Genomic DNA, 14,615 nt, shown 5'->3' with positions numbered 1-14,615 from the left:
CCCGGGGTTTTCATGAGGCTGTCGCCCGCGGGGTGTGTTAAAGCGACGAAAGGTGCTTCTGAGCTGGGAAAATAGTGTTGTCGACGCACTGATCCACCGGCTGAAAGAAGCACCTTTCTGATGTCCAAGATTACCGGAGTTTTCCCGTCCCTTCCTGTTGCCACGACGGAGCAGTCGCTGGTCTCCCATGCCGGGCTGAACGTGGTGACGTCTTTTGTTGACGCGCTCGGATTCAGGGACCTATGCGAAGACCGTTTGGGCCAGTTCGTCCCCTCCGGCGCCTGGCACCGGCCCGGGACGATCCTGGGCTCGTTGGCTGTAATGCTTGCCGGCGGCGGGGAACACGTCTCCGATCTGGACATCCTGCGGACCGGGGCCGGGGTCTTCGGGAAGGTTGCTTCGAACGCGACGATCTCGCGGTTCTTTGAGCGGACCGTGACCAACCCGGATCTCTTCAGCTACGGCTTTGCCACCTTGACGCGGGAATTACGTTCGCGGGCGTGGGAAGCTGCCGGGGACCGGAACCCTGCTCTGAAGGCCACAGCGCTTGACCCGCTGATCATCGACCTCGATGCCACCCTCGTCACCTCCCACAGTGACAAGGAACAGGCCGTCGGCACGTACAAGGGCGGGTTTGGTTTCGCTCCCTTCGTCGCCAGTGTTGACTACGGGACGGGCAACGGGACCGGTGAGGCCCTGGCAGCGCTCCTGCGTCCGGGCAATTCCGGGGCCAACAGCGCCGAGGACCACATCAAGGTCTTCACCCAGGCCATCGCACAGCTCCCCGACGCGTTCTACGACCAGGACGGAAAGCTGATCGGGGAGAAGGTGCTGGTCCGTACCGACAGTGCCGGGGCGTCCCGGAAATTCCTGCACTACCTCGCATCATTAGGGGTCCAGTTCAGTGTCTCCTACCCGGTCCCGGTGATGAAGGCCCGCATGGTCGCGTGGATCAACGACAAGCAGTATTGGCAGCCGGCACTGGACCAGGACGGCAACGAACGCACGGACGCGTGGGTCGTTAACGCCACCGACGTCCTCGGGCTCAGCGACTACCCGCCCGGCACGAACCTGTACCTGCGTGCCGAGCCCCTGCACCCCGGAGCGCAACCGACCCTGCTGGATACGGACGGGCACAGAGTCACGGCATTCTTGACGAACTCACCGTGTTGGCACGGGCCGGCCCTTGATGCCCGGCACAGGGCCCGGGGACGATGTGAGAACCGGATCAAAACCCTGAAGACCACCGGGCTCGGGAAGCTGCCGTTCTTCGACTTTCACGCCAACCAGGCCTGGGCCAACATCGCCGTACTGGCCATGAACCTGGTGTCCTGGCTGCAGTTGGCCGCGCTACCCACCGGGCACAAAGCCCGGGGATGGGACATGAAACGGTGGCGGTACAGGCTCTTCGCCACCGCCGGGAAACTCATCACCCGTGCCCGGCGGACACGGCTGCTGATCCCTGACAAAGCACCGGAAACCGAAACGATCACCACGCTCCTGGCCGCTATAACCGAGCTGAAAAACAGCCTCCGACAACAGGACCGGCTTCTGGCCTGAGAACCACTCGGCCAGCCCTTCAACCACCAGCACGACCCATCGGAGACGTGGAACCCGACGCCCAACCAGCGACACCAGGCCCTGCCAGCACACCCAAAACCAGAAAATCAGCCCGAACCAGAATCAAACCGGAACCCGACGGCCAACCCGAGCATCATGAAAAATCCGGGCCAGGCGACGGCCGTGATATCGGCGTCGAGCGCCTTTCCGATACTGGGGTTAGCCACGAACACGATGGTGGCGTCTATCAGGATCATAAAGAACCCCACCACCAGCGACCACAAAGCCAACCAAGGCCTGGCTCCGGCTTCCATGCGGTTCCTTTGATTACGTTGGCGGCCGGCCGTGACTCACTGTGGAAACGCTACCCCAGCAGATCGAGGATGTCCGTGCGTGCGAACATCTGCGCGGCGGCCCGGGCGGATGGGCTGCCGGCGTCGGGATCTGCACCGGCCTCCAGCAACACCCGGGACACGTCCGTGAACCCCTTGAATGCTGCCCCGGCCAAAGGGGTCTGGCCGCGGTCGTTGGCCGTATTGGCCTCACCGCCGTGCTCAAGGATCAGCTGCACAGTCTCCGTGTGGCCGTGGTACGCGGCCAGCATCAGCAGGGAATCGCCGGCAGCGTTGGTCATAGTACCCGGGGCGCCGGCGTCCAAATAGCCGCGCAGGAGCCCGGTGTCCCCATCCCGGGCAGCCTGGAAGAGCCGGTGCGCCAACGCCACGGCCTCGTCGTCGGGCGTTGAGGCATCGGCTTTGGCGTCGCTGGGTGAAGCGGCGTCGGGTGCGGTGTTCTCGGTCATCAGCGGGTCCCTCTCAGGAATCCAGTCTGGCGCCCCACTACCTGGCCGGCGTCGGGAGCAACAATTACTTCCTGGGCAGCGATGTAAGGCTCCTCGCCGTCCAGCACGGTCAGCATTTCATCCGGTGCTACGGACCGCTTGATGACGGCCAACGCCACCGGACCCATTTCGTAGTGCTGGGCAACGGACGTCACTGTCCCGACCTTCCGCTCGCCGAGCATCACCTGGCTGCCGGGAGCTGGCATGGTGTGCTGCGACCCGTCCAGCTGCAGGAACACCAGGCGCCGCGGCGGATGGCCCAGGTTGTGCACGCGGGCGATGGTCTCCTGGCCCTTGTAGCAGCCCTTGGAGAGGTGCACGGCGGTGCGGAGCAGGTCCAGTTCGTGCGGAATGGTTTTGTCGTCGGTTTCCGCCCCCAGCCTGGGGCGCCACGCAGCAATGCGGAGGGCTTCGGCCGCCATAACACCGGCGAGTGGGCGGTCCGCCAAAGTATCCTCGAGTCCGGCGGCCGGCACCAGGTACTCGATCCAGGGCCGCTCCAGCCCGGGGTGTCCTTCTTCCGGGACCACGGCGTAGGAGTAGCCGCCGGTGCCGACATGCGGCCACGGATCCCGCCACGCCAGCAGTCCGGACCACTCCTCCACAGTTTTGGTGGACCCGAGCACGGCCCAGTTGGCGGAGACGTCGGTGATCTCGACTCGCAGCATGAACTTCATTTTGTTCAGCCACTCAGCCAGCGGTGCAGCCTCGGCGGCCTCAAGAATCAGCCACGTGGTCCCGCCGTCGTCCACTACGCGGGCGTCAAACTCAATCCGTCCCTGGACACTCAGCAACAGCAGCTCGCTTGACTCCCCCGGCTGCAGGCCGGTGACCTGTTGGGACGAGAGGGTGTTCAGCCAGGTCAGCCGGTCCGGACCGCTGACGGTCACCACGCCGCGGTGGGAGAGGTCGACGACGGCGGTACCGGCTGCGAGGGCGCGCTGCTCACGCAGCGGCTCACCGTAGTGGGATGCAACGCCGGCGTCCGCGCCGGTGGCCTCGACGGCGCCGGGGCGCGACAGTAGGGGGCTGGGAGTAGTCATACTGGAGGAACGTCCTTAGGTGAGTAGGTATTCCGGTCTCGGGCAGCGGGACCCGCTACCCACCCGCTCCGCGTCAGCGGTATTCGGGGTTCTCGAAGTCGAAGCGGGTTCCTGCTTTCCATTCTTCAGGAAGATTGCCGTACGCGGGAATCCCGCCGGCGTCCTTGAGCATCCGGGCGAAATGCAACAGGTTCCAAGTCATAAAGGTGGTGTTGCGGTTGGTGAAGTCGGATTCGGGGCCGCCGGAGCCTTCATCCAGGTAGCTCGGGCCCGGACCCACCGGGCCGATCCAGCCGGCGTCGGCCTGCGGCGGGATGGTGAAGCCGACATGCTGCAGGCTGTACAGCACGTTCATGGAACAGTGCTTGATGCCATCCTCGTTGCCGGTGATCAGGCAGCCTCCCACCTTGGGGTAGAACGCCCACTGGCCCTTGCTATTGAGCTGCCCGGAGTGGGCGTACAGCCGTTCGATGAGCTTCTTGGTCTGTGAGGAGTTGTCGCCGAGCCAGATGGGACCGGCAACCACCACAATGTCGGCTTCTTCAACAGACGGGTACAGTTCCGGCCACTCATCGGACGGCCAGCCGTGCTCGGTCATGTCGGGGTAGACACCGCTGGCGATGTCGTGATCGACAGTCCTGATCACACGGGTGGTGACGCCCTGCTTCTCCATGATGAGGCGGCTGACGTTGATCAGGCCTTCGGTGTTGCTGGTCTCCGGCGACCGTTTGAGTGTCCCGTTGAAGAACACAGCCTTCAGGTCGCTGTAATCCGTGGAGTCCTTCGGTGTGGCCATGACGCTCCCTTGATTCACTCGTGGGTGAAGCCCAGGACGCCAAGTCTACTGAGAATCGGTGACGCGGCGGGGTGTCAGGAAACCTTTTTCAGGAAAGCCGAGGCGTGCGCCTCGAGACCCTTGCCGGGCTGTGATGTTCCGCCAGGGGCCACGTCCCAGCGCCAGAGCAAGTTGCCGTCCACGAGGCCGAAGATCCGGGTGGCCGCGCTGTAGTCCTTGGAGTGGCTGCCGCGCATCACCATGTCGGTGGTGAGCTGGATCTGCGGGCCTTTGATCTGCCCGAAGTAGAGCTCAGAGATCCCGCCGGGATGTGAGATGGACACCGAGATATCGAACCCGCCGTCTTTGTTGCGCAGCGCTTCGACTTCATCGGCGCTCTTGAGTGCGGGAACAATATCGGCCGGAATCAGGCCCGGTCCGCCGTCGGCATCAAGCTGTTTGCGTTCCAGCGCCCAAAAGCCGGTCTCAACAGTCAGCGGCCGCAGGCGTGTGCCGTCGTCGTCAGTTAACCAGCTTTCCGCGCGGTACTGCAGATACGGCAGGCCGTTATGCGTGAAGGACACATGCTGGACGAAGTGCTCCGAATCCTCGTCCCCGCTGCCGAGCCGGCCGCTGCCTTCCCACTCACCAATGAGCCAGGAAAGCGGAACAAGTTCCGGTGTCAGGTCTGTAGGAATTTCTATCGGCACGGCAATTACCTCAGGAAAATGCTAGCTCGTTGAACTGGTTTACTTCTGGCCTTTGAAGAGGCGGTAAACCACAAAGCCGGCGAACCAGGCCATGGACAGGCTGGCGATGCCGAGCAGGACGAGGAAGAAGATTTCAAATGCAAGTACGGACATGATGCCATCCTAACCGGTTAGTAGATGAGTAGTTTGTCTATGAAGTAAGCCAGGGAGCCCACGGCCGAAACCGGTGCAAGCCCCATGCTAACCGCAGCCAAAAGATTCAGCGGACCGCCGCGGAGTGTTACGAGGCGGCGGAAGCTGACCAGTACGGCGCCCACCACAACGCCGAAGATCGCCGCGGGCACAACTGCAATGTCGGAAAACACCAGGCCTGCCAGCGGCCCGGCAAGTCCTGCCATCACGACGCCGAGGGGTGCCACGATGCTGTCCGGCCATCGGATCAGGCCGGCCAGCAGTGCCACGGCGGCGCTGATGGCAGCCACGAGGAGCATCTCCCGCACGCCGTTGAAGCGCGCGCCGGCAATCCAGCCTGCACCCAGGCATGAGAGGAGCACACCGGCGCAGCAGCCAAGGGTGGATTCAAGCCGTTGGGCCTGGCCGGTGCCTCGGATGAGCTGCACTATGAACACGGCCATCATGCCCAGCGCCATGAATGCGGGCGTCCAGTCCAGGAAGCCCGGTGCGGGGACGAAACCGGCAGCGAGGGCAGATCCGACGCCGGGCAGCGCAATGACGGCTGCCAGGGTCTTCTTCGCGGGGATGCGGAGGAAGTGGGGCCAGCCGATGCCGACCGCCATGGCGATCACCACGGCGACGCCGATAAGTGCCTCGCGGGAGACGTACACGCCGGCGATGATTGCCACGAGACCCGCCACTCCGACAACACCGATGACCCACGAGCCCAGTGATTTTGCCGGGGCCTGCACCTCGGCGGTCACCGGGGACCCGGCCGGCCGGTTCGCGGCGGCTTCGACTCTGCACTCAATTCGTGGCATCCCATTCTGGCTGTGGATCCGGCGGCTCTGCCTGCCGCGTCAGGGCGTTCTGCCCCACGGCTCAATCCTGCCTTATATGACCCGGATATGTCGCAAAACGAAAGCTTGCCGGGCCCGAATCCGTGCCGTCGCGCGGGCTGATGGGTATACTCAAGGTTCAGCTACGCTTCCTGCAACGGATGCCGTCCGGATAGATCCTTAGTCGGCCAACTTCGCTGCAGTCAGATAGTACCGGCCGGTGAAAACCCGGTTCAGTCGCCCGAAGATGCGCGGACGCCCCTTGGAGGAACAATGTCGCACATCCTGCTATTGACGAACAGCACCGGTTCATCGGTAGACATCCTGCCTGCCCTGGAATTGCTGAATCACCGCGTGCACATCCTCGCCGCGGAACCCACCGCCCTGCTGGAGACAGATCCCTGCGACATCGTGCTCCTGGACGCCCGCAAGGACTTGGTTGGCGCCCGCTCCCTCACGCAGTTACTGAAGGCCACCGGCCTGAGCGCACCCTTGGTCCTGATCCTGACAGAGGGCGGCATGGCCGCCGTTTCCTCGGCCTGGGCCGTGGATGACATCGTGCTCGAATCAGCAGGTCCGGCCGAAGTGGAAGCCCGCATCAGGCTTTCCGTGGCGCGGGCTGTGCCGGACAAGGATGACGCCCCCACGGAGATCCGCGCGGCGGGTGTGGTCATCGATGAAGCGAGCTACACGGCGCGCGTCAACGGAGCGCCCCTGAACCTGACGTTCAAGGAATTCGAACTCCTCAAATACCTCGCCCAGCACCCCGGCCGCGTCTTCACCCGCCAGCAGCTGCTCACCGAGGTGTGGGGCTATGACTACTATGGCGGCACGCGCACCGTGGATGTCCACGTCCGTCGGCTGCGTGCCAAGCTTGGCGCCGACCACGAAAACCTGATCAGCACGGTCCGGAACGTCGGCTACCGCCTGACCCTGGTGCGGCAGCAGGAAGACGAACTGACAGAAGCCTGACACCGTTCAACAGCATCTTCAGGCAGGAACAGCCCCGGACAAGTAGTCCGGGGCTGTTCGTGTATTTGTGAAGCCTTGTTGGTGGAGGACATACGGGTCGAACGTATCGAGGCCACCCCACTGGTGGATCCCCCTCGTTCCCGCCGTAACCGGCGGGTGAGATAACGACTATACGTGCCAGCCCCGGGGCCATCAAATCGGAGCGCCTTCCCGCCGGGGCGTATAGCCTAGCCTCATGAGTCCTGCGCACCCGGAAAAATGGCCTGTCCTTGTTGTCCACGGCGGCGTGGAGGAAGAACTGCTGAAGGACTGCGTGACGCTCCTGGCAGCTGCCGAGGAGTCTGACGGAAACCCCTCGCTGTCTGAACAAACGGTGGTGACGCTCCGCGCCGGGGACTCTGCGGAGCGTTCCCTCCTGACCCTTGCGCTCTACGCGCCGGACGAAGATTCCGATCCGTCCTCCGGTCAGGACCTGGCAGGGTTTGCGGTTGTTGTGGCGGAAGCGGACGGCAGCGGCGTGCTGGAAATTGCCGTCCATCCGAGCTACCGCAACCAGGGCGTGGCGGACCGCCTTGTGGGCGCACTGAAGTCAGGGCGCGGCCTGGACGGCCTGAAGGCCTGGTCCCATGGCAACCACGAGGCGGCAGCGGACCTCGCCGCCCGCTACGGCTACGGTCCGGTCCGCGAACTCTGGAAGATGAGGCTGACTACCGCCACTGCGGAACTGCCCGACGTCGGCCTCCCGGACGGCGTCACGCTCCGCGCCTTCGTGCCGGGCAAGGACGAGGACGGTTGGCTGGCTGCGAACCGCGCCGCCTTTGCCCACCACCCCGAGCAGGGCTCTATGTCCCGCGCGGACCTGGATGCCCGGCTGGCCGAGGACTGGTTTGATCCCGCCGGCTTCCTGCTGGCGGTGGACGCCGCGGACCGGCTGTTGGGATTCCACTGGACCAAGGTGCATCCGCGCCACGGCGCCCATCCGGCGATCGGCGAGGTCTATGCGGTGGGCGTCACACCGGCCGCGCAGGGTATGGGCCTGGGCAAAGCGCTCACAGTGGCAGGCATCAGGCATCTGCAGGACCTGGGGCTTCACGCCGTGATGCTTTATACGGATGCCGACAACACTGCGGCCGTTTCCCTCTACCGGGGCTTGGGCTTCACCCGCTGGGACATGGACGTGATGTACGGCCCGCTGACCGCCGTTTAGGGGAGCCCGGGTGAGTTAGCCCACTCGTGTGACTAACAGCTTCGGATAAGCCCAAATCCAGGGCTCGTGGATGCTGATTGATTGTAAGGTTGGTAGAGAACCGCGCCGGCCGAGGGCCAGCATCAAGCGCCAGGTAAGAGGAGAGACCATGAAACCGGAACCCGCCGGAACAGTCACGTCCGAAGGCGCTTCGGTGCCGGTGCGCGCGCGCTTCGGCTCGTCTGAAGTCCCTGCCTCGCGTGCAACGCAGGACCGGATCGACATCCCCGAATTTGCGCCAAACCCTGTGCCCGAAGGGGACATCCGGCCGGACCGGTTCCTGGACCGCGAGCTCAGCTGGCTGGCATTCAACTCCCGCGTCCTGGAACTCGCCGAAGATCCCGCGCTCCACCTCCTGGAACGTGTGGCTTTCCTGTCCATCTTCGCGTCCAACCTGGACGAGTTCTTTATGGTCCGCGTGGCAGGCCTGAAGCGGCGGATCGCCACCAACCTCGCCGTGCCCTCCCCTGCCGGACTTAGCCCGGTGGAGGTCCTGGAGAAGATCGGCGACGAAGCCCACCGCCTCCAGCAGCGCCATGCGCAGGTCTACGCCGAACAGATCCGCCCCGCCTTGGCCTACGAGCACATCCACCTGATGCACTGGGACGAACTGGACGACGCCGCCAAGCAGCAGCTCAGCGCCATGTTCGCCGAAAAGGTCTTCCCCATCCTGACGCCTCTGGCTGTGGACCCGGCGCACCCGTTCCCCTACATTTCGGGGCTGTCCCTGAACCTGGCCGTGGTGGTTCGCAACCCTGTGAGCGACAAGGAGCTCTTCGCCCGCCTCAAGGTTCCGGACCAGCTTCCCCGCCTGATCTCCATCGACGGTCCGCGGGCCGGAGCTGTCGCGGGACGCGTGGCGCGTTTTATTGCGCTTGAGGAAGTCATCGCCGTCCACTTGGACAAGCTCTTCGCCGGCATGGAAGTCCTGGAACACCACATTTTCCGCGTCACCCGCAATGAAGACCTTGAGGTGGAAGAGGACGACGCCGAGAACCTCCTGCAGGCGCTGGAGAAGGAACTGCTGCGCCGCCGGTTCGGCCCTCCCGTACGTCTTGAGGTCACCCACGACATCAACCCGAACATCCGGGCCCTGCTCATCCGTGAGCTCGGCGTGGAAGAGTCCGAGGTGTACTCGCTGCCGGCTCCGTTGGACCTCCGCGGGCTGTCCGTCATTGCCGGAATTGACCGTGCCGACCTTCATTACCCCAAGCAGCTGCCGCACACGTCCCGGTTCCTGAACGAGTCCGAAACGTCCAAGGCCGCCAACGTTTTCTCGGCCATGCGCCGCCGCGACATCCTGCTCCACCACCCGTACGATTCCTTCTCCACCTCGGTGCAGGCGTTTCTGGAACAGGCGGCCGCGGACCCCAAGGTCCAGGCCATCAAGCAGACCCTGTACCGGACTTCGGGCGACTCCCCCATCGTTGACGCCCTGATCGACGCAGCCGAGGCCGGCAAGCAGGTGCTGGCCCTCGTGGAGATCAAGGCCAGGTTCGATGAGCAGGCCAACATCTCCTGGGCCCGGAAGCTGGAACAGGCGGGCGTCCACGTGGTCTACGGCATCGTGGGCCTGAAAACCCACTGCAAGCTGTCGCTGGTGGTTCGCCAGGAAGTGGACGGGCTGCGCCGCTACTGCCACATCGGCACCGGCAACTACCACCCCCGCACGGCCCGCTACTACGAGGACCTTGGCCTGCTGACCGCCAATGACCAGGTGGGCGAGGACCTTTCCAAGCTGTTCAACCAGCTCTCCGGCTACGCGCCGAAGTCCACGTTCAAGCGGCTCCTGGTTGCTCCCCGCTCCGTCCGCTCGGGGCTGATTGACCGCATCGAGACCGAGATCCGCAACGCCCGCGCCGGGCTGGCCGCCAGGGTGCAGATCAAGGTCAACTCCATGGTGGACGAAGCCATCATCGATTCCCTGTACCGCGCCTCCCAGGCCGGCGTGATGGTGGACGTCATTGTGCGCGGCATTTGCTCGCTGCGTCCCGGCGTCCCGGGCCTCAGCGACAACATCACCGTGCGCTCGGTGCTGGGCCGCTTCCTGGAACACTCACGGGTTTTCGCCTTCGCCAACGGCGGCGATCCCGTGGTGTACATCGGCTCGGCCGACATGATGCACCGAAACCTGGACCGCAGGGTCGAGGCCCTGGTCCAGCTGTCCAATCCTGACGACATCGGCTACGTCCTTGACCTGCTGCGGCGCTACATGGACCCGGAAACAGCCAGCTGGCACCTGGATAACGCGGGCATGTGGAACCGTCACCACACTGCCGACGACGGCAGCCCCCTCGACGACATCCAGTCCTGGCTGCTGGCCTCGCGCACCCGCCAGCGCAGCCTGAGCCGGCGGTAGGGCTACGGCGTTGGCGAGCGACATCCTCGTAGCAGACCAGACAGACCATCCCGGCGAGGCAGTTGCCGTCGTTGCGGCCGGGGCGCTGCCCTGGCGGATCAACTCGGACGGTCTTGAAGTCCTGCTGATCCACCGTCCGCGGTATGACGACTGGTCCTGGCCCAAGGGCAAGCTCGACCCCGGCGAGACCATTCCCGAATGCGCGGCGCGTGAGGTGCAAGAGGAAATCGGGCTTGCCGCGCCCCTGGGCATCCCGCTGCCGCCCATCCACTACCACGTGGCGTCCGGGTTGAAAGTGGTCCACTACTGGGCGGTCCACGTCAACGGTGCCCGCCTCGTTCCCGACGGCAAGGAGGTGGACCGCGTGGTGTGGTGCGCCCCCGAAACGGCTGCCGGTCTGCTGACCAACCCGTCCGACGTCGTTCCCCTCGAGTATCTGCGGGCCGCGCATGACCGTGGTGACCTCAACACGTGGCCGCTGATTGTGGTGCGGCATGCAAAGGCCAAGCCGCGCTCGTCCTGGTCCAAAGCCGAGGGTGAACGGCCCCTCGCCGCGACGGGAATCAGGCAGGCGCAGGCCGTGGGCCGGCTGCTGCAGGCCTGGAAGCCGCCGCGCGTGGTGACAAGTCCCTGGCAGCGCTGCGTGTCAACCGTCGCGCCGTACCTGAAAGCAACGGGGGCCAAGGTCAAACTGGTGGATGCGCTGACAGAACATAAGCACGCCCGGACACCCAAAAAAACCGCTGGCATCATCGAGTCGCTGCTGGAGAAGGCACAGCCCGTCGCCGTCTGCACGCACCGTCCCGCACTGCCCACAGTCCTGGCGCAGCTGGGCAAGCACATGCCGGGCCGTCTGCGCACGCTCCTGCCGGACTCGGACCCTTATCTGTCCCCGGGCGAGATGGTGGTGTGCCACGTGGCCGTCGGCAACAAGCAGCGCATCGTGGCCGTGGAGCAATTCAAACCCTTCGACGACTAAGATTTTCCGCACCAGGCCGGCCGGGGCATCATCGCCGGGCTGGCCACGGGCTTGGCCGCTTTGTTCTGCTGCTTGAGCCTGCCGGGTTGGCTGGGACTGACCGGGCCAGCCGTCATGTGGATCCCGGCGGTGGCCCTCATGGCATACATGACGTTCGTCGGCTTCCTGGCGATGTCGGCGGCGGCCGCGGGAGGAGCGCCCGGTAGACTTTAGCCGTGAGCATCCCGACGCCTTATGAAGACCTCCTGCGTGACGTCCTGGCCCATGGCACGCACAAATCCGACCGCACGGGCACCGGAACCACCAGTGTTTTCGGCCGTCAATTGCGCTTTGACCTTGGCCGGAGCTTCCCGCTGGTCACCACCAAACGCGTGCATTTCAAGTCCGTGGCGGTGGAGCTGTTGTGGTTCCTGCGCGGCGAATCGAACCTAAAGTGGATGCAGGATCAGGGCGTGAGCATCTGGAACGAGTGGGCTGACGCGGAAGGCGAACTGGGTCCCGTGTACGGCGTCCAGTGGCGCAGCTGGCCCACCCCTGACGGCGGCCATATTGATCAGATCGCCGAGCTCGTGGAGAACCTCAAAACCAACCCGGATTCACGCCGGCACATCGTGTCCGCGTGGAACGTCTCCGAGCTCAAGGATATGGCGCTGCCTCCGTGCCACGCGTTCTTCCAGTTCTATGTGGCCGACGGCAAACTGTCCTGCCAGCTCTACCAGCGCTCGGCGGACATGTTCCTGGGCGTGCCCTTCAACATCGCCTCCTACGCTCTGCTCACCTGCATGATTGCGCAGCAGGTGGGGCTGGAGCCCGGCGAGTTTGTATGGACCGGCGGCGACGTCCACATCTACGAGAACCACATGGACCAGGTCCTGAAGCAGCTGGACCGGGAACCGTATGACTACCCGCTGCTGTTGATCACCCGGAAGCCGGCGTCGATCTTCGATTACACGCTCGAGGACTTCGAGGTGGTGGGTTACCAGCACCACCCCACGATCAAGGCCCCGATCGCCGTATGAGTACCGGAAACGCAGCAGACCCCCAGTCCTTCGCGCAGAAGCTTGCCGGTTCCGTGACCGGCGTCGGCTTGGTGTGGGCGCAGACGTCCGGCGGCGTGATCGGCAAAAACGGCGACATGCCCTGGCACCTGCCCGAAGACCTGAAGCACTTCAACCGCCTCACCATGGGGCACCCGGTGATCATGGGCCGCAAGACGTGGCTGTCCTTCCCGGACAAGTACCGTCCCCTGCCGGGCCGGACGAACATTGTGATCACGCGGCAGAAAAACTGGGGCGATTCGCCTGAGGCGGAGGGCGCCGTCGTGGTCCCTTCCCTGGATGACGCCCTCCTGGAGTCTCAGTTCGTCGACGGCGGCGAGACAGTGTGGATCCTGGGCGGCGGCGAAGTCTTCCGCCAGTCCACCCAACTCGCCAACGTCGCGGTGGTCACCACCATCGATGTGGAGGCGGACGGCGACACGTTCGCTCCCGAGCTCGATGAAACCTGGGAGGCGGCGGCGTCCGTCCCGCCGGACGGGTGGCTGACAGCAGCCAACGGAACACGCTACAGGTTTACCAAATGGATGAGGACGCAGGGCTGAGATGTTGAAGAAACCCGAAACACTGTTCGTACTGGGATACATGCTGCTGCCGCTGTTCGCGCTGCTGTCTGCGATCGTTGGCCTGACCATGATCCTGGGCGGCAACAAGATCGCCGGGGCCATCGTGCTGGTGGTGGTCACGCAGGTGTTCGCCTTCGGCGCCTTCTACGCCTTGCGGCTCCGCAAAGCCGCGATGCAGGCGGAAACCAACCGCGGCTGACCTCAGTTTCATGCCGCACGTCGTCGCACGCCGTCCCCACGGGGTATCACGGGGTATGACGTAACCGACTGCGCCTGACCCGTTCCGGCGTCTAAACTGTACGAATGACTACAGCAGCTACCCCCTCCGTCGGCCTGGTCGGATGGCGCGGCATGGTCGGCTCCGTCCTGATGCAGCGTATGCAGGACGAGGGCGACTTCGCCAACATCAACCCGGTGTTCTTCTCCACGTCAAACGCGGGAGGTGCCGCCCCGTCAATTGCCGGTGCTGCCACCGGCGCGGCCGGCAAGCTTGAGGACGCGTTCGACGTCGACACGCTGGCTAAGCTGCCCATTATTGTCACCGCCCAGGGCGGGGACTACACCAAACGCGTGCACACCGAGCTGCGCAGCCGCGGCTGGGACGGCCTCTGGATCGACGCCGCCTCCACGCTGCGCATGAACGACGACTCGATCATCGTGCTGGACCCGATCAACCGCGACGTCATCGACAAGAGCCTGGTCAACGGCACCAAGGACTTCATCGGCGGCAACTGTACTGTGTCCTGCATGCTTATGGGCCTCGGCGGGCTGTTCAAGAACGGCCTCGTCGAATGGGGCACCTCCATGACCTACCAGGCGGCCTCCGGCGGCGGCGCCCGGCACATGCGCGAGCTGCTCAGCCAGTTCGGCACGCTCAACGCCGAGGTCAGCTCCGAACTGGACGACCCGGCGTCCGCCATCCTGGAAATTGACCGCAAGGTCCTGGCCCACCAGCGCACCGACATCGACGCCACCCAGTTCGGCGTGCCGCTGGCCGGTTCCCTGATCCCGTGGATCGATGCGGACCTGGGCAACGGCCAGTCGAAGGAAGAGTGGAAGGCCGGGGTTGAGACCAACAAGATCCTGGGCACGTCGGACGAAAACCGGATCATCATGGACGGCCTGTGCATCCGGATCGGCGCCATGCGGTCGCACTCGCAGGCGCTGACGCTCAAGCTCCGCGAGGACCTGTCCGTGGCCGAGATCGAGAAGCTCCTCTCGGAAGACAACGAGTGGGCCAAGGTCATCCCGAACACCAAGGAAGACTCCATGGCAGGCCTGACCCCCGTGGCCGCGTCCGGCACACTGGACATCCCCGTGGGCCGCATCCGCAAGATGGAAATGGGCCCGGAATACATCAGCGCCTTTACCGTCGGTGACCAGCTGCTCTGGGGCGCCGCCGAGCCGCTGCGCCGCATGCTCAACATCGCCACCGGGAACCTGTAGCCCGGAGCCCCCCCTCCCTCGCGATTTGAACGGCCCTGCCCCGCAGGAAC

General features: G+C 64.6%; 15 protein-coding genes. 9 read left to right on the top strand and 6 right to left on the bottom strand.

The annotated features are described in order from the left end of the window. Window positions 1-120: 120 nt before the first annotated feature. Window positions 121-1,560 carry an IS1380 family transposase gene (locus DAD99_RS13690; protein ID WP_193341992.1) on the top strand — a complete coding sequence of 480 codons (1,440 nt, stop codon included), beginning with the start codon at window positions 121-123 and terminating at the stop codon, window positions 1,558-1,560. A 107-nt stretch (window positions 1,561-1,667) separates the two neighbouring features. Here the strand turns inward: DAD99_RS13690 and DAD99_RS13685 are convergent, their stop codons facing one another. From DAD99_RS13685 to DAD99_RS13660, 6 genes are all read right to left on the bottom strand, one after another. Beyond that, window positions 1,668-1,874, bottom strand: a complete 207-nt coding sequence (locus DAD99_RS13685; protein WP_193342004.1) for a hypothetical protein — start codon at window positions 1,872-1,874, stop codon at window positions 1,668-1,670. A 50-nt stretch (window positions 1,875-1,924) separates the two neighbouring features. Continuing rightward, window positions 1,925-2,362 (bottom strand): ankyrin repeat domain-containing protein, encoded by a 438-nt coding sequence (locus DAD99_RS13680; RefSeq protein ID WP_193341991.1) that lies wholly within the window; start codon window positions 2,360-2,362, stop codon window positions 1,925-1,927. After that, the gene (locus DAD99_RS13675; protein ID WP_193341990.1) at window positions 2,362-3,444 is read right to left on the bottom strand and encodes a folate-binding protein YgfZ; all 1,083 of its coding nucleotides are present in this window, start codon (window positions 3,442-3,444) and stop codon (window positions 2,362-2,364) included. Before DAD99_RS13675 ends, DAD99_RS13680 begins: the two co-directional genes overlap by 1 nt. Before the next feature lie 73 nt (window positions 3,445-3,517). Next, a complete protein-coding gene (locus DAD99_RS13670; protein WP_193341989.1) occupies window positions 3,518-4,240 on the bottom strand; it encodes a flavodoxin family protein in 723 nt (240 codons plus the stop codon). A gap of 74 nt (window positions 4,241-4,314) precedes the next feature. Further along, window positions 4,315-4,929 (bottom strand): FABP family protein, encoded by a 615-nt coding sequence (locus DAD99_RS13665; protein WP_193341988.1) that lies wholly within the window; start codon window positions 4,927-4,929, stop codon window positions 4,315-4,317. Window positions 4,930-5,099: 170 nt separating this feature from the next. After that, window positions 5,100-5,834, bottom strand: coding sequence for a permease (locus DAD99_RS13660; RefSeq protein ID WP_227008026.1), 735 nt, complete (start codon window positions 5,832-5,834; stop codon window positions 5,100-5,102). A gap of 381 nt (window positions 5,835-6,215) precedes the next feature. Here DAD99_RS13660 and DAD99_RS13655 point away from each other — a divergent pair, with 381 nt between their 5' ends. The 8 genes from DAD99_RS13655 (at window position 6,216) to asd (ending at window position 14,565) form a co-directional block, all read left to right on the top strand. Further along, a complete protein-coding gene (locus DAD99_RS13655; protein WP_185261250.1) occupies window positions 6,216-6,914 on the top strand; it encodes a response regulator transcription factor in 699 nt (232 codons plus the stop codon). Between the two features lie 235 nt (window positions 6,915-7,149). Then, window positions 7,150-8,121 (top strand): mycothiol synthase, encoded by a 972-nt coding sequence (gene mshD, locus DAD99_RS13650; RefSeq protein ID WP_193341987.1) that lies wholly within the window; start codon window positions 7,150-7,152, stop codon window positions 8,119-8,121. A 148-nt stretch (window positions 8,122-8,269) separates the two neighbouring features. Next, complete coding sequence (locus tag DAD99_RS13645; RefSeq protein ID WP_193341986.1) at window positions 8,270-10,519, top strand: RNA degradosome polyphosphate kinase; 2,250 nt, start codon at window positions 8,270-8,272, stop codon at window positions 10,517-10,519. Between the two features lie 10 nt (window positions 10,520-10,529). Continuing rightward, window positions 10,530-11,498 (top strand): NUDIX hydrolase, encoded by a 969-nt coding sequence (locus DAD99_RS13640; protein ID WP_193341985.1) that lies wholly within the window; start codon window positions 10,530-10,532, stop codon window positions 11,496-11,498. Window positions 11,499-11,713: 215 nt separating this feature from the next. Continuing rightward, complete coding sequence (locus tag DAD99_RS13635) at window positions 11,714-12,517, top strand: thymidylate synthase (RefSeq protein WP_193341984.1); 804 nt, start codon at window positions 11,714-11,716, stop codon at window positions 12,515-12,517. Beyond that, complete coding sequence (locus tag DAD99_RS13630; RefSeq protein WP_193341983.1) at window positions 12,514-13,098, top strand: dihydrofolate reductase; 585 nt, start codon at window positions 12,514-12,516, stop codon at window positions 13,096-13,098. Before DAD99_RS13635 ends, DAD99_RS13630 begins: the two co-directional genes overlap by 4 nt. A gap of 1 nt (window position 13,099) precedes the next feature. Beyond that, window positions 13,100-13,318: an NF038396 family protein gene (locus DAD99_RS13625; protein WP_193341982.1), complete on the top strand. Its 219-nt coding sequence runs from the start codon at window positions 13,100-13,102 to the stop codon at window positions 13,316-13,318. Window positions 13,319-13,422: 104 nt separating this feature from the next. Next, window positions 13,423-14,565 (top strand): aspartate-semialdehyde dehydrogenase, encoded by a 1,143-nt coding sequence (asd, locus tag DAD99_RS13620; RefSeq protein ID WP_193341981.1) that lies wholly within the window; start codon window positions 13,423-13,425, stop codon window positions 14,563-14,565. Window positions 14,566-14,615 lie beyond the last annotated feature (50 nt).

It is taken from the genome of Pseudarthrobacter sp. AB1 (genome assembly GCF_014926485.1).
Taxonomy (GTDB): domain Bacteria; phylum Actinomycetota; class Actinomycetes; order Actinomycetales; family Micrococcaceae; genus Arthrobacter.
The sequence above is the reverse complement of the archived record's forward strand: the minus strand, read 5'-3'. Positions and strand labels throughout refer to the sequence as shown.